Annotated in this window: 16 protein-coding genes; 5 read left to right on the plus strand and 11 right to left on the minus strand. The window is 36.5% G+C overall.

The genetic code is table 11. The annotated features are described in order from the left end of the window. Positions 1-747 precede the first annotated feature (747 nt). The 7 genes from WR164_RS00285 to WR164_RS00315 form a co-directional block, all read right to left on the minus strand. Positions 748-1,116 carry a DUF1516 family protein gene (locus WR164_RS00285; RefSeq protein ID WP_286135540.1) on the minus strand — a complete coding sequence of 123 codons (369 nt, stop codon included), beginning with the start codon at positions 1,114-1,116 and terminating at the stop codon, positions 748-750. A gap of 97 nt (positions 1,117-1,213) precedes the next feature. Then, positions 1,214-1,570 carry a DUF1516 family protein gene (locus WR164_RS00290; protein ID WP_286135541.1) on the minus strand — a complete coding sequence of 119 codons (357 nt, stop codon included), beginning with the start codon at positions 1,568-1,570 and terminating at the stop codon, positions 1,214-1,216. Between the two features lie 136 nt (positions 1,571-1,706). Beyond that, on the minus strand, positions 1,707-3,029 hold the full coding sequence (locus WR164_RS00295) for a C1 family peptidase (protein ID WP_286135542.1): 1,323 nt from the start codon (positions 3,027-3,029) through the stop codon (positions 1,707-1,709). A 32-nt stretch (positions 3,030-3,061) separates the two neighbouring features. After that, the gene (locus WR164_RS00300) at positions 3,062-4,378 is read right to left on the minus strand and encodes a C1 family peptidase (protein WP_286135543.1); all 1,317 of its coding nucleotides are present in this window, start codon (positions 4,376-4,378) and stop codon (positions 3,062-3,064) included. A 97-nt stretch (positions 4,379-4,475) separates the two neighbouring features. Continuing rightward, positions 4,476-4,652, minus strand: coding sequence for a hypothetical protein (locus WR164_RS00305; RefSeq protein WP_286135544.1), 177 nt, complete (start codon positions 4,650-4,652; stop codon positions 4,476-4,478). Between the two features lies 1 nt (position 4,653). Further along, positions 4,654-6,066: an MFS transporter gene (locus WR164_RS00310; protein ID WP_286135545.1), complete on the minus strand. Its 1,413-nt coding sequence runs from the start codon at positions 6,064-6,066 to the stop codon at positions 4,654-4,656. A gap of 69 nt (positions 6,067-6,135) precedes the next feature. Next, a complete protein-coding gene (locus WR164_RS00315) occupies positions 6,136-7,914 on the minus strand; it encodes an MFS transporter (RefSeq protein WP_286135547.1) in 1,779 nt (592 codons plus the stop codon). 160 nt (positions 7,915-8,074) lie between these two features. On the opposite strand from WR164_RS00315, the gene WR164_RS00320 reads away from it, so the two are divergent. After that, positions 8,075-8,647, plus strand: coding sequence for a TetR/AcrR family transcriptional regulator (locus WR164_RS00320; protein ID WP_286135548.1), 573 nt, complete (start codon positions 8,075-8,077; stop codon positions 8,645-8,647). 54 nt (positions 8,648-8,701) lie between these two features. Here WR164_RS00320 and lepB (WR164_RS00325) read toward each other — a convergent pair whose 3' ends face one another. After that, complete coding sequence (gene lepB, locus WR164_RS00325; protein WP_286135549.1) at positions 8,702-9,352, minus strand: signal peptidase I; 651 nt, start codon at positions 9,350-9,352, stop codon at positions 8,702-8,704. Positions 9,353-9,544: 192 nt separating this feature from the next. Here lepB (WR164_RS00325) and WR164_RS00330 point away from each other — a divergent pair, with 192 nt between their 5' ends. From WR164_RS00330 to WR164_RS00340, 3 genes are all read left to right on the plus strand, one after another. Continuing rightward, positions 9,545-10,363 (plus strand): oxidoreductase, encoded by an 819-nt coding sequence (locus WR164_RS00330; protein WP_286135551.1) that lies wholly within the window; start codon positions 9,545-9,547, stop codon positions 10,361-10,363. 17 nt (positions 10,364-10,380) lie between these two features. Then, complete coding sequence (locus WR164_RS00335; protein WP_286135552.1) at positions 10,381-11,367, plus strand: helix-turn-helix domain-containing protein; 987 nt, start codon at positions 10,381-10,383, stop codon at positions 11,365-11,367. 135 nt (positions 11,368-11,502) lie between these two features. Then, positions 11,503-12,240 carry a dihydrofolate reductase family protein gene (locus WR164_RS00340; protein ID WP_286135553.1) on the plus strand — a complete coding sequence of 246 codons (738 nt, stop codon included), beginning with the start codon at positions 11,503-11,505 and terminating at the stop codon, positions 12,238-12,240. A 105-nt stretch (positions 12,241-12,345) separates the two neighbouring features. On the opposite strand, the gene WR164_RS00345 is transcribed toward WR164_RS00340, so the two are convergent. Beyond that, entirely contained in the window at positions 12,346-12,936 is a 591-nt protein-coding gene (locus WR164_RS00345) for an NADPH-dependent F420 reductase (RefSeq protein ID WP_286135554.1), read from the minus strand. A gap of 142 nt (positions 12,937-13,078) precedes the next feature. On the opposite strand from WR164_RS00345, the gene WR164_RS00350 reads away from it, so the two are divergent. Beyond that, entirely contained in the window at positions 13,079-13,411 is a 333-nt protein-coding gene (locus WR164_RS00350) for a winged helix-turn-helix transcriptional regulator (RefSeq protein ID WP_373876886.1), read from the plus strand. 47 nt (positions 13,412-13,458) lie between these two features. Here WR164_RS00350 and lepB (WR164_RS00355) read toward each other — a convergent pair whose 3' ends face one another. After that, complete coding sequence (lepB, locus tag WR164_RS00355; RefSeq protein ID WP_286135555.1) at positions 13,459-14,100, minus strand: signal peptidase I; 642 nt, start codon at positions 14,098-14,100, stop codon at positions 13,459-13,461. 96 nt (positions 14,101-14,196) lie between these two features. After that, positions 14,197-16,113: a tRNA uridine-5-carboxymethylaminomethyl(34) synthesis enzyme MnmG gene (mnmG, locus tag WR164_RS00360; RefSeq protein ID WP_286136859.1), complete on the minus strand. Its 1,917-nt coding sequence runs from the start codon at positions 16,111-16,113 to the stop codon at positions 14,197-14,199. Positions 16,114-16,134 lie beyond the last annotated feature (21 nt).

A 16,134-nucleotide genomic window follows, 5' to 3' on the forward strand; every position in this document is an offset into this window, starting at 1 on the left:
AATTTTAATCAAAACGAGGTTACAATTCCCATTTTTATTTCATAACTAATTACTAAACATAATTACTGATCATGATAAACATGTAAAATATTATTGCTAATAATAAAGGAATTAGAAGGTAAATACTCCACTTAAAAAGTGAAATTTTGATTCCCAAGAAAATAATTAATAAGTAAACGATTATGAATAATAAAGTTCCTAATAAAAGAGCGATAATCCGACCCTCCTTTATTAATCAGCTTATCATATCTTATAATATTATTTAAAATTAGTAATGTCGACATTACAAAATCATAATTATTTTAGGTGGAAATTATTTTATGAAAATTTTATCAATTGGAAATTCAATTTTAATAACAATATTGAACATACCCCTAATAACATTAATTTTATTTGGAATCTTGTTTAACTCATCTTCCTATTTTTATAACCCCAGTGGACAACTATTGGTTTTAATATCCATTGAAATCATTTTAGAGATTGCATTATTAATCCAATTTTTACTTATTTACATTACTAACATTAAATTTAATTGGTATGTCATTTTAACAACAACAATATTTGTATTATTATTAATTCTATATTTCATGAATAATGCCAGCATTAATATGTTAATAATAACTTTGCTATCAAGTATATTATTATTAACAAAGGAAAAATATTTATCTGAATAAAGGGATTTTCAGCTATAATAAAAGACAAATTATCGCCATCTAAAACGATAATTTGCCTTTTATTTTGATTTTTTTAAATAAACGGTCTGCCCTGAGCTAACATAAAACCAAGGATGAAGACAACAACAAAGCTGCCTAACGTCAGCCATACTTTCTTAGAATTCAGCTGATTCTTCATCTTGCTGGCAAACATCATTTCAATGATTCCAATCAAGCCAATTGCAAAGACCACCTTCACGATTGATAGCGGAATGTTTCTTGAAATGGCTGGGATCAAAATCTTTAAGCCATCTAAAATCATGACGACATACAAAATTCGAGCAGTAATCACGTATGGTGTAATATGATTATCCTTCTTCGTTAATGCAAACATCACAACGAGCAATAATAGAACTGCTGCGATTAAATGAATCCATAAGTACATGTCAATTCCCTCTTTCAATTGAATCTCTTACTTATATTATATTTCAGTTTAATCAGAAAACCAAAAAATCGCCATGAATTAACCATTGAATAAGCTAATTCATAGCGACTTTTTATTATGCACCGATAAATGGACGACCCTGAGCTAAGATAAAGCCAAGGACGAAGACAACGGCTAAACCACCAATGGCAGCTAAAACTCGATTAGTTGTTAACTTACCTTTGGCTTTGCTAACTAAGGCAAATTCGATTAAAGCAATTGTACCGATGGCAGCGATGATTTTAATAAATGACAATGTGATATTCCGTTGAATTGCCGGTACTAAGACACGAAAACCATCTAAAATCATGAAGATATAAAGCATGCGGGCTGCAATCATGTATGGTGCAATTTTATTGTCTTTCTTGGCAAGTGCTAAAATAACAACCAATAGTAATAGGATTCCTGCAATTAAATGTGCCCATAAGAACATCTCAATCACCTCTTTACATTGGTTCCATGCCCTATTATAAGATAATCAATGTCAAACGACAAATTAATTTAAAATGAGTCTAAAAAAAGAATGATAATCAAGTGGATTATCATTCTTTTGGTTTATAAATTATTTTTTATTCTAATGAATCCCACGGCTTCAATTCAACCGGCGTTTGTTCAGTCAATTTTTGTTGAGCAGCGGTCAAGTACTTCTTGTGAACAACGACTTCGTAGACAAAGTTATCCATCCAGTCATCGGTCATCACGAAGTAACCTTTATCGGCGATTTTATCGCCCCAGCTGTTTTCAACCTTCCATTTTGAAGGTTTCTGGTCAATCAAATCGACCCCGGTGAAAGTCATCGCATGGGAGACTTCAGCTTCATGATAGGCAAGGCGTTCAGCCTTCGTCATATTTAATTTAACGTTAAACAGTTTAGCCCGTTGGTATAATTTAGCGTCTAAAATTCCGTCTTTACGGCTCATTTGCTGTAAGACGTCGTTACCGAACCAGACACCTTCGCCGTCCTTCAACTGTTGGATGGCAGCTTTCTTTAAAGTCGACATTGGTAAGTTCAATAGTTCGATGCCTTTACCGCCCACAACGTTGTTTTGACTTGGTAAGCTGTACAACTGGTTCATCTTCTTATCAGGTGAATTCGTAGCAACCACATAGTCATCTAAATCAACGCCAACGTATTTATCGTAAAATTGTTTGGGTGTTAAATGGCGGTCTAAATGATACTTCTTCTTGTCATCACGGTATTCAAAATCAAATTCCTTTGATGGCACGCCAAATGAATAGGCGGTGATGCGGTAAACTTCTGATAGCATCTGTTTTCTAGCTGCTACAATTTCATCGTCAGAAGCGTGGTTTTGAACCATTTTTCTTAAACGAAGGCCATCACGGTGTAGCTTAAGGTTCATGACTTCATCAAAATCAGTCGTATTATTAGTAATGGCGGTTTCTGGAAAGGCACTCTTGGGCATCACACCATACTTTTGTACCAATGCGGCTGCCATGGCCCATTGGCCACCATCACCACCGGGCATTGCTAAGTAGAATGAGACACGACGGTCATTCGTCGGTCGGCCAGCTAAAGCAATCATGCGATCGTAAAAGATGTTAGCTCGTTCAATCTTATCCCAGAAGAAAAGGTAGTTTTGTGAAAGCTCAAAGTCCTTTAAATTCGTTTTTTTAGCAACCTGGTGCTTCAAAGTATTCAATAGTGCAAATAGCCAGCAGCGACCACTATGTTTTTGGTTTGAAACCTTACCAGTCTTAACTTCAACTGAGAAGGTATGGTTTAATTTCTTAGCATCCGGATTCTTAGCAACCGCGTTGATCCCATTATTCATAATGGCACGTGATAACACCTTTGCTTGCGGTTGTTTCTTCAAATCATCGTTCAAAGATTGTAATTCATCCGCAGTTAATTCTGAATTATCCTTACTCATTAATATTTCACTCCCGTTTTATGAATGATTTATTATTCCCAAGGCATTAGGTTAACTGGCTTTTGAGTTAATAATGCCTGCTGTTTTTTAGTTAAGTATTCTTTTCTAACGACCACTTGATAAACATAATCGTTCATCCAGTCATCGGTCATAATGAAGTAGCCATTTTCACCGACTTTGCCGCCCCAACTGTTTTCAACCTTCCACTTAGTGGGTTGGTTATCAACGATATCAACACCAGTAAAGGTCATGGCATGGGATTCAGTCGCTTCATGGATTTCAAAACGATCCTTTTTAGACATCTTCAAATCAACATCAAATAAGTCAGAACGACGGTATAAGTTAGCATCTAAATAGCCATCCTTTTGAGCCATCTGTTGTTCAACGTCGTTACCGAACCAAACGCCTTCACCCTTTTGAATTTGTTTGATGGCGGTTCTCTTAAGATCCTTCATCGGTAGGTTCAAAAATTGAATGGGTGCGCCACCGACAACGTTGTCATCGTCAGGACTAGCGTACAATTGACCCATCTTTTTATCAGGATAGTTACTCAAAACGACGTAATCGTCCAAATCAATATCAATGTACTTTTCATAGAATAATTTGGGTGTTAGACCACGGTCAACGTGGTACTTGTTCTTATCATCACGGTATTCAAAATCGAATTTCTTTGGTGGAACCCCAAAGGCGTAAGCAGACATCCGGTAAACTTCGGAAAGCATTTGATGTCTCGTCTGTTTGATTTCATCATCGGAAGCGTGGTTCTTGACCATCTTTCTTAAAACGATGCCATCGCGACGTAACTTTAATTCTAAAGTCGCACCGAAATCGGAAGTATGATCAGCAACGTAACTTTCTGGAAAAGCACTGGTTGGCATCACACCATATTTTTGAATCAAGCCGATTGCCATTGCCCATTCACCACCATCATCATCAGGTAGTTCTAAGAAGTATGATAGTTCACGGTCATCAGTTGGTCTGTCAGCCGTCTTTAAAATCCGGTCAAAATAAAAATTGGCTCGTTCGACACGGTCCCAGAAAAATAAGTAGCTTTGTGACAATTCGAAGTTTTTAATATTATATTTTTTAGCAACGTGGTGTCTTATAACGTTCAAAGCGGCAAATAACCAGCATCTGCCACTCCGTTTTTGATCACTGACGTTGCCAGTTTTAATTTCATCTGAAAAGACACGGTTCAAACGTTGTTTTTCGTTTGGATCATAAGCAACCTTATTAATGCCATTTTCCATAACGGCATGGGAAATAACACTATTTTGAGGTTGTGCTTGGTACTTTTGTTCTAATGCTTCTAAATCAGCCTTAGTTAATTGTGATTTTTTAGCACTCATTTAATCCACCTCTGTAAAAATACGTTTTAATATTATTTTAATCTTATCATTATAATTTAACAAATTAAATGCTTATGTAAAAAAGAAGCTAAGTCAATTAGCTTCTTTTCTTTAAATATCTAATGACAAACACGGTATATAGTATAACAACCGTAAAAGTGATGGCACTACTTAAGTTACCACTAATTTGGTTTTCAAAAGCCAAACATATTGATTCAGAAATGGATCCAATGATTCCACCAATTATAATTAAAATGATTATATTTTTGTTCATCTTATTCATCCAAACTAATCTGTTTCTTATGATGCATCAACCACGTCAGCATCCCCATCACCGACAACATAATCAGCGCACCAATCCAGTACGTGAAGTGCATTCCGAACAGAAACCACTGGTCATGGCCGAATGGGTAGGTCGTCAACTGGCGGTGGGCTTTAAAGCTCATCCCGGTGTACAGCAGTGACGTTGATAGTGATAATCCGATTGAGAAACCGATGTTCCGGCTCAATGCAAGGACAGAGCCAGCAATTCCCTGCTGATCCTTGCTGGCGTTTTCCATGACCATTGGATTATTTTGAAACAAACCATTGGCGGTCGCGAAGACAACGAAGCCGAATAGTAAGACCCATAGTGACCATCCTGGCTGGACGATGGCAAAAATGACTTCGGCCGCAACAAAGATAATCGAAGCCCGCAATGACATTGGAACCGCCCCATATTTATCACTCAAGACTCCACCTAAATAAGCGGTAAAGACGTTCACAACCGGTAGAATACTCATGATTAAACCGGTATTCGATGGTGAGAATTTCAAATTATCCTGAATATAGAACGGCAGCAAAACATTATTGAAGTAAATAATGATATACATAAACATCAGCGCAATGATGCTAATTGAAAAGCCCGGATTTTTAAACAACGATAGATCTAAAATTGGGTTTTTAACCTTCATTTCAATCCGGATAAAGATGGCAATTAAAATTGCGGTCACAATTAACGCTGCAATCACCGCTGGATTAGCAAAGCCAACCTCTTGACCGGTGAAAATGGCAACGAAGAAAATTCCGATTAAAACGGCTAAGACGGTAAAACCAGCGTAGTCAATTTTAACCTTCAGCGGTCGTTTTGATGAATCCTTTTGGTAGACGAACTCGCCAAAGATAAAGGCCGCAATCCCAATTGGCACGTTAAAAAGGAAGATCCAGTTCCAGTTGGCAATCGATAGAATTAAACCAGCAACTGCTGGTCCGGCAATGTAGCCAAGCTGGCCAATCGTCGTGTTAATGCCTAATGCCCGGCCACGAACGCTAAATGGTACCGATTCAGTAATAATGCCAAGGTTCGTTGCCATGGTCATTGAAGCGCCAAGTCCCTGAAGGCAACGGGCAATCAACAACACGATTAAATTCGGACTGAGCCCGCAAACAAGGGAGCTAAGCGTAAAAAGCAACGTTCCAATTTGAAAGATTTTCGGTTTACTGAATTGATCCCCCAATTTACCGAACAAAATTAACGACATGCAAATCAAAACCAGGTAAGCGGATGAAATCCACTCTGCCTGGTTCATCGGAATTGCCAGACTCTTTGAGATTTGTGGCAACGCCGTGTTAACGATACTCATATCAACCGTTCCAAGGAATGACACGATGGCAACCGATAGAATAATGAGGAATTGTTTGTGATTCATAATTTCCACCCCTTAATAATTCTATTTAATCGGTCATCCCTATGATTGTCAACTACTATTGAATAAATATTAATCCATGGCTTTAACTTTTAAATTTTTACGAACCCGATTCCTTTTCTTTCTAAACTTAAAGATTGGAACAACCAGTAGTGAAATAATGGGAACCCAGATCATAACCTGGTAGACATTCAAGAAGGCGTGTTTCATTTGTGTTTTGGCATGGTGTTTAACTTTTGAAACGAGGTGATCAGCATCGTGTTGGGTCCGATTAACCTTTTGTCTGACTGCTTGATTAACTTTTTGGTCAATTGTCGATGCCAATTTAGTTTTAACTGGGGTTGGAATTTGAGCAACTGGAATTCCAGTCTTCTTTGAAAGCAAAGCCAATTTCTGATTATAAATCAGGTTGATCTTACGGTCAATTGCTGATTGTGAAACGTGAATTTTACTCATCTGAACCTGATGGTTAACGTTATTGACCTTCGTGCTGTTCGGGTTCAATTTGTCTTCTAATTTGTGATTGATTTTATGCTTCACATTGCTTGCCAAATTCATATTTTCTACTTGATTCTGACCATAATTCAAAGTATTCTGTTTGGCTGTCTTAATATTTCCGGAAAGAATCGTCATGAAAATGGCAATTGCTAAGACCAACCCGACCTGGCGAAAAACATTCGCAACGCTTTGCGATTCAGTGAGCAAACTGCCTTTGAAATCAGACACGGCAAGGATATTGGAAGTGGAGACAATCATCCCGTAACCGACTCCTAGAACAATATCACCAATGATTAACTGATTATAATTCTGGTCTAAATTCAAATTGGCCATCATGTAATAACTAATTGCAATAATAATTAAACCGGCGCCAATCAATAGTTTATTATTAATTTTCCTAACTAAGAGTGAAAAGATAATGACAGAAAGCATGACTGAAATTGAATATGGCGTAATCATCAAAGCGGCATCTAATTCACTCATCCCTTGAACCCGGGTCAAGAACGTCGGAATCAAAGCGACCAGTCCACCTAATAGGTATTGGGCTACAATCAGACTAATTCCAGCTCCATCAAAATTCCGACTCTTGAATAGTTTCATATCAATCATCGGATGCTTCGATTTTGTCTCAAAAATAATGAAGAATATAAATGAAACGATTGCAACGACAAATAATGAAACGATAGTGGTTGAATGCCAGTCCCAATCGTTACCACGGACCAAACCGAGTGAAAGCGAGAAGAGCATAATCATACTTAACAGTGAACCAATGTAATCAATCTTAACTGGATTGGTCTTTTCGTGGGTCAGCGGTAGGATCATGGCAAAGATGGCTAAATCTAAGATTACCAACGGAACGTTAATCCAAAAGACCCACTTCCAACTCCAGTATTGAGCAACAAATCCACCCATACTGGGTCCTAATGCAACTGCCAAACCTTGGGCACCGGCTAATGCAGCCACCACCTTGTTTCGGTTCTTCTGATTAGCCTGAGAAATCCCGATCACCATACTGGTCGGAATAATGGCCGCCGCACCAACACTTTGGATGAATCTAGCAAACAGCATGAATGGTAAGTTGGTGGAAGAACCGGAAAGCAAAGATCCAATTCCAAAAACAATCAATCCAGCAAAAACGAATTTATCCTGGCCGACTTTTTCAGCCAAGCGACCAAATGGAATAATCAACGTGGCGAACACAATCGTGTAGACATTAATTGTCCACGATAAGTTATCTAAACTTTGGTTAAATGCTCCCTGAATTTCCGGAAGTAGAATCGTCATGACGGAAACGTCCATCATACAAAGCAGTGTCCCCAGCATCAAAACTGGAATAATAAATTTTTTCTTCATCTTCATCGCTCCTTTTAGCATTAATGAGTTTTAATTACGCATGTGCGCTGAAGTTGCACACTTGTGAATTAATATATTTTGAGTATAATGAGGTTTAAAAATTAAAACAATTAAATCCGCACAAGTGCTACAAAATTCAATCATTGTGCATGAAAGAAGAATGGATATGAATGGAAAAGACCGGATGGTTCAAATGTCTAAGAAATGGTTGACTGACTCCCTATTTGAATTAATGGAAGAAAAGCCGTACCAAGATATTACAGTGACGATGATTACTAACCATGCCCAATTATCAAGGCGGACATTCTACCGTTATTTTAAAGATAAAAATACTTTATTATTGAATTACCGTGAACAAATATGGAATCAGTATTTTGAAATTATTAAGACTAAGATTAAAGCATCAAAAAAGCTTTCATACAATTTAATCATCAATACCGTTTTTGGTTTTCTATGGGAACACAGAGACCGGATGCGAATTTTGATTCAGCAAGATTTATTTTTATCGCTGTTCATTCCAAAGACGTCGGAAATGTTATTTATATACGATCACTTCAACATGCCATGGCACATTCATGGTAACCGGGATCAAATTGTTGCTGTTTTAGATTTCGTGATTGGTGGCTATTTCAACGTGGCCAAACGATGGCTCATGGAGAAGCATCCCAAAGATCCAGGCCAGCTTGCGGTCACACTATCTAAAGCAATTTTTAAATTGAATCAAAATAAATAAAAAAGGATCTGTCAGTTTAAATCACTGACAAATCCCTTTAGTTTTAAATCACGATTAATATGAAATGGAGTTTACATTGTGTCGTTTCTGCTGATTAGTGCTCCAAGCAAAGGTTTTCGCAACGCCCAAAATCTTATTTTTGGGAACGAAGCCCCAGTAACGACTATCGAATGAAACACGGCGGTGATCACCCATGACAAAGTACTTCCCCTTCGGCACCTTAATCGATTGGGTGTCTTGATTCCAGTGCACTGCTAACGATGGCAAGCTCCAGTGAGAAATGGCTTGCGGTGAGATTGAATTAATATAACCGGTTCCCTTCGTTGAGCGTTGGTACGGACTAATGAAGTTTTGATTAATCTGTTTACCATTCACGTAGACCTGATTATTTTTAAAACTGACAGTATCACCAGGCATCCCAATGACTCGCTTGACGTAGTATGTATGCGGTTGACTAGCGTCCGGGCTTTCGCCGTGAGCATCAAATACAACGACACTTAAATGTTTGATTTTGGCTTGCCGCCAAACCATTAATTTTTCACGGTTCTCTAAATTCGGTTGCATCGAATCACCGTCAACATCTGCTGTCGTCACCAGAAATTGTTCACACAAAAGCGCGATGATAACGCCAATTGCAATTGGAACCACCCAGTTTTTTACAATCGACCAAAGACTTCCATTTGATGGTTTAGATTGATTATTCATGCATATTCTCCTCATATTTTTGAATTAATCACATTATATCTTAAATATTTGGATTGATACAAAAATTAAAATGTTTAAGTCAAAAAATGTCATAAAATGATAATTGATTGGCGTAAATTGATGTTATTAAATTTAAAATCAAGATATAAAATATAAACAGAATTAATCAATGACAAAGGAGCTAACAAAAACATGAAAAATAAAGTTGTTTTAATAACCGGAGCAAGTAGTGGCATCGGTTATCAGACCGCTAAAGTTTTATCTCGAAATGGTTATAAAGTTTATGGAGGAGCTAGAAGGGTCGAAAAAATTAAGCCATTAAAGAAATTTGGCGTTAGACCACTAAAATTAGATGTAACTCAAAGTGAATCAGTCAAGAATGCTATTAATACAATTATTGCTAAGGAACACAGTATTTATGGATTGGTTAATAATGCAGGTTATGGATCGTATGGAGCGATTGAAAACGTTAGTATCAGTGAAGCTAAAAAACAGATGGAAGTAAATGTATTTGGAATGATCAGAATCATCAAAATGGTTTTACCATATATGAGAAAAGAACATTCAGGCAAAATCATTAATATTTCTTCTATCGGTGGACGTGTCGTTAGTTATTTCGGTGGTTGGTACCATGCAAGTAAATATTCGGTCGAAGCATTAAGTGATGCTATCAGAATGGAAACTAAACCATTTGGCATCAAAGTATCATTAATTGAACCAGGTGGTATCAAAACAAATTGGGGTCATATTGCTGCCAATCATTTAATCAAATCATCCCAAAATACACCCTATCAAGAAGCAGCATTAAAAGCTGGTAAGGGGATGGATAAACAATACAATAGTAAAATGCTTTCTAATCCAATGGTAGTATCTAAAAGAATTCTTAAAGCAATGAATTCTAATCATCCCAGAACCAGATACGTAATGGGATTTGGTTCAAAATCTGGAATATTATTGCATTCAATTTTACCAACCCCATTATTTGATTTTATGATGATGCATATGTCTTAAATATAGGAGCTTGTAAAATGAAAAATTACATTTTAGATGGACAGTATCTTAAATATTTTCAATCATCCAGTCTAGATATTCATAAAGTATTAAAACAAATGAATTTACCTTTTGACTTCTTTAATCGAAAATATCCGTCTATTAATGAACGTGATTATTATCGGTTTATGAAGTTAATTGGAAACCAAATTAATAATCCTAACTTACCAATTAAATTAGCTACTGATAATAATGTTAAAACATTCTCACCGTCAATTTTTGCATCATATTGCAGTAAAGATGGAATTGCATTTATAAATCGGATTGCACAATATAAACGTTTAATTGCACCGATTAAATATGAAATTAATCAAAATAATTATGAAGTAAATTTAAAAATATTACCTAGTAATAATACTCTTATAATCCCAAAGTTTTTATTGGAAATTGAAATGATTTTTGTTATTCATATAATAAGATCAGCTACTAATAAAGAAATTATTCCCCAAAGTATCACTTCTAATTTTTCATTTGATGATAAATTTTCTGAATATGTTAAATGCAAAATTATAAACGGTGCTCCCAATCAAATTAATTTTAACTATCAAGATTTGAAGAAACCATTTATTAGTTACAATCAAAGCATGCTAGATTTCTTTAAACCCGTTTTAAAGAAACAATTAAATAACTTTAATACCGACAATAGTTGTGCTGCTAATGTTCAGAACGCTCTTGTAAAGCTGCTGCCAAGTGGTCAATATTTAATTGAAAATGTTGCTAATGAATTAAATATCAGCAAAAGAACTTTGCAAAGAGAATTAAAGAATGAAAAAACATCATTTCGTGAACAATTGAATCATACTAGAAAATTATTAGCTGAAAATTATCTAAGAAATACTGACATGTCCACTTACGATGTCGCTTTTCTACTGGGTTACCAAGAATTAAATTCATTTTTACGTGCTTTTTCTTCATGGACTGGCAATACAATTAGCGATTACAAAAAGGGGAATATCAATAAATAATATTGTTTTGGCGTTAAAAGATATTTTTTTGGCATATACTGATGTTCAAAATTTAAATACCCAAATATAAAATGTCAGTATAATGATTAATTAAATTAATCATTACTAAATATAAAAATGAAAGGAGCAATAAACATGGATCGTCCATATGTTTTTTGTTACATGGCACCATCAATTGATGGAAAAATATCAGGCCCATACCAATCAGCAGACTCTGTAAAAAAAAGTGATGCTAGAAAATCATTTTATGCGGAAGCATTTCTCCCGAACGGATATTATTATGATCATCAAGGCATTATGTGTGGCCGTCTAACAACAGAGAAAAATATCACCCATTATAAAAAGCCACAATTAAATCAAAATGTCAAAAATGTACCACAAGGAGATTTTGTAGCTAACACTGAACCTAATCCGTTTTATATTTCAATTGATCCACACGGTAAATTGGATTGGCAATCTAATCAGATTAATTATGGCAACATTAAAATGAATGTTTTAGAAATAATTACAGAAAAAACAAGTAATCCTTACAAGCAATTTTTAAGAGATCAAAACATTTCTTACATTATTGCTGGAAACCAGAAACTAGATTTATCGATTGCATTAAAGAAAATAAAATCATTATTTAAAGTAAATAAAATGATGTTAGGCGGTGGTGGTGTTCTAAACTGGTCATTAGTTCAACAAGGACTATGTGATGAAGTCAGTATTATGATTATGCCATCTGCTGATGGAAGTCAGGATACGCCTTCTCTATTCCAATCTAAGCCTGGAATATCTACCAACCGACCAGTTAATTTTCATCTACAAGATGTTAAAGGAAAGAACAATGTTGCATGGTTAAGATATAAAGTTGAATCAATTAATAAATGATAATATATTTTAAAAAATAAAAAAAAATGAACCTCTAAATAATTTAGAGGTTCATTTTTTATGTTCTCACACTTGCTGTGAATTGTTTTGATTTAAACGATTTATTTACTGTAATTTTAAGAAAGCATCAGCCTTCTTGTTAGCAACAACTGAGTAATAGATCCAAAGAAAAGCGAAGTTTTCAACTTCTGCTGTTCGGCTTAGATCATTAATCGGTTGAGAATCGAATCCCATCTGATTAGCAATCTTAGTTACATGGGACAAAGCATCTTTATCATCACTAACTACAAATTGAAATGCACCCTTCGGATTGCCTAATACTGGTGCATCTACATGATTAAAGGTCTCAACGATGTGGCTATCTGGTAATTCACTTTGTAAGTTTTCGGCACCGGATTGACCATTAAATGTTTGAACACCACTCATGTCTGCCTTAATTGGATTCATCATATCAATGATGGTTTTATTTTTAAGGTCAGCTTTATGATCAGCAACGATTTTCAATGAAGTATCGTATGGTAATGCCAAAATAATTACTTGGCCACTATCTTTGATGGCACTTTCAATTGAAACTGCATTATCCATTTTTTCGGGTGATCTTAAACCAACTTTTACATTGAAATGAGCACCTTTTAAACTATTAATAATACTACTTCCGGCGGCTCCTCCGCCAATAACTGTGATAACTTCTGACATAATGTATATCTCCCTTACTTATATGATGAATTCATAGTATCATGTAAAAATGAAGCTCGTAAGTAGGCACTTTGTGGTAACCTAAGTTACTAAAAAGTAGCATTTGTAGTCAAATCAGGATTTATGTAAGGAGAAAAAAATTATGAAAAAACAATGTCCGGTTGCCACCACCATGAATTTAATCGATAATAAATGGAAGATTTTAATATTAAGAGATATTTTAAAGGGACCGAAACGATTTGGATTTTTAAAAAAATCCGTCGTGGGCATCAGTTCCAAAATGTTATCCCAAAATTTACATGAGATGGAAAGGGATGGCATTTTAAACAGAAAGGTCTTTCCAGAAGTTCCCCCACACGTTGAATATAGTTTAAGTCCATTGGGAGAAAGCATGCGTCCCATCATTCGTTCAATGGAAAAATGGGGAAATAATTATCTTGAAAATGTTAAAGGCAAGCAACAAATTAAATTTTGATCCAAAAAATCCACTGGCAAAAATGCCAGTGGATTTTATTTTTTATATTAATAAGATAATGCATTCACATTATGACGCTTTTGATTATCAGTGCTCCAGGCAAAGGTCTTGACCACCCCTAAAACTTTATTCTTCGGAACAAAGCCCCAGTATCGACTATCGTTTGAAATACTGCGGTGATCACCTAAAACGAAGTATTTACCTTTGGGAACTTTAAATGACTTGGTATCTTTACCCCAATGGGCAGCTAAAGAATGAATGTCCCAGTCGCCATTTTCTTGTGATGGGGTAATTCCAGTTCCCTTTGTTCTTTGATCTTCATTAATAAAGCTGTCATTAAAGGTTTTGCCGTTGACATACAATTGATTATTCTTAAAACTAACTGTATCGCCAGGCATCCCAATGACACGCTTAACGTAATCAGTATTCGGTTTCGTTGCTTCTGGATCTTCACCATGAGCATCAAAAACAATCACGCTCGCATGTTTAATCTTGGATTGACGCCAGACCATGACCCGTTCACTGTTTTCTAAATTAGGTTGCATTGAATCCCCATCAACATTAACGGTTGTAACTAAAAACCTTTCGCATAGAAAGGCTAAAAATAAACCGACTGCGATTGGGATAATCCAATTAACAAGGAAGCTTAACAGTTTGTGTCCAGCACCATCATTGTATTCATTATTCAATTTTTTGGCTCCTTAAATCAATTTATAATTTCATGTCGGTAAGTAAATCGACTAAATCAATTTTAGCATAAATATAAATTAATTGTTGAAGTTCAATTAATCATCAGTTTTAGCGATTTTACCACGTTGAATGTAGACACTTAAGACTGCTAAATCAGATGGGTTAACGCCACTAATTCGAGAAGCCTGGGCAATAGTTCTTGGTCTGATTTTTTCCAATTTCTGGCGAGCTTCAGTCGCAATTTCTTTAACATCTTCATAATCGATATCTTCTGGAATCTTCTTGGCTTCTAGCTTCTTTAAGCGTTTAACACCCTGTTCAGCTTTTTTAATGTAACCAGAGTACTTAGTGCGAATTTCAACTTCTTCAATCACATGGCTCCCTAATGGTTTTGGTGCGGCCGGAATGAATTTAATCAAAGTCCGGTAGGTAACGTAGGGCCTTCTTAAGAAGACAGAAGCTAACACACCATCTTTTAATGGTTTATCGCCATGTTTTTGAATGAAGTCATTGACCTCTTTACCCGGTTTCACTCTGACGCTATTAAGGCGCTTAACTTCGTCTTCGATTGCCTTTCGTTTAGCTTGGAAACGAGCCCAGCGTTCATCAGAAATTAGACCCACTTTACGACCAATCGGTGTTAAACGTAAGTCGGCGTTATCGGTTCTGAGTAAAAGTCGATATTCAGCACGGCTTGTCAATAACCTGTAAGGTTCATTGGTTCCTTTAGTGACTAAATCATCAGCTAAGACACCAATGTACGCTTCATTTCTTTTAAGAACAATGCCAGGTTTGCCTTGAGCCCGCAATCCGGCATTGATTCCAGCATAAATTCCTTGGCCAGCAGCTTCTTCGTAACCAGAAGTTCCGTTGGTCTGACCAGCAGTAAACAAATTCTTAAGAATCTTCGTTTCAAACGTTGGTTTTAATTGGTATGGATCAATAACATCATATTCAATGGCGTAACCAGGACGCATCATTTTAGCGTGTTGCAATCCCTTAATGGTATGCACCATTTTCTGTTGGATTTCTTCCGGCATTGAAGTTGATAGTTCATCAACGTAGTATTCGCTAGTGTCACGGCCTTCAGGTTCTAAGAAGATTTGATGATGATCCTTATCAGCAAATCGAACCACTTTATCTTCGATCGATGGGCAGTAACGGGGGCCGACCCCTTGAATTTCACCATTATACATTGGGGTTCGATCCAAGTTATTCAAAATTAAATCATGGGTCTTTTGATTGGTATACGTTAACCAGCATGATAGTTGCTTTTTAACGTCTAAATAGTCACTGTCTTTGGTATCAAAACTAAAGGCATGGGGAGTCTTATCACCTGGCTGCTCCTTGGTTTGATCATAATCAATCGTATTGCCGTTTACTCGTGGCGGGGTTCCCGTCTTAAAACGACGAAGGTGGAAGCCGTAATCCTTCAAATTCTTCGTTAATTCCATTGCGGGAATTGAATTGTTCGGACCGGATGAATACTGTAATTCACCGATTAAAATCTTACCACGGGCAGCGGTACCAGCACAGACAACCACGGCTTTAGCATGGTATTCAGCACCGGTATTAGTCACAACCCCTTTGCAAACGCCATCTTCAACGATTAAATCATCAACAATTCCCTGTCGAAGGGTTAAATTCGGTGTGTTTTCAATTGTTAACTTCATTTGACGATGGTAGGCATGTTTATCAGCTTGAGCACGTAATGCTCGGACTGCGGGGCCCTTCCCGGTATTCAACATTCGCATTTGAATGTAGGTTTTATCAATATTATGACCCATTTCGCCGCCAAGGGCATCAACTTCTCTAACGACGGTTCCCTTTGCAGGTCCACCAACGGATGGGTTACATGGCATAAAAGCAACCATGTCTAAATTAATGGTTAAAAGCAGCGTCCGATTACCCATCCGAGCAGCAGCCAATGCCGCTTCTGAACCGGCATGACCAGCACCAACAACGATAACATCGTAGTCTTCGCCGCGGTAGCGCTTTTTCACTTCACTTATATTTTCACTCATGAAAAACAA

The organism is Philodulcilactobacillus myokonensis (assembly GCF_027923585.1).
GTDB lineage: Bacteria > Bacillota > Bacilli > Lactobacillales > Lactobacillaceae > Philodulcilactobacillus > Philodulcilactobacillus myokonensis.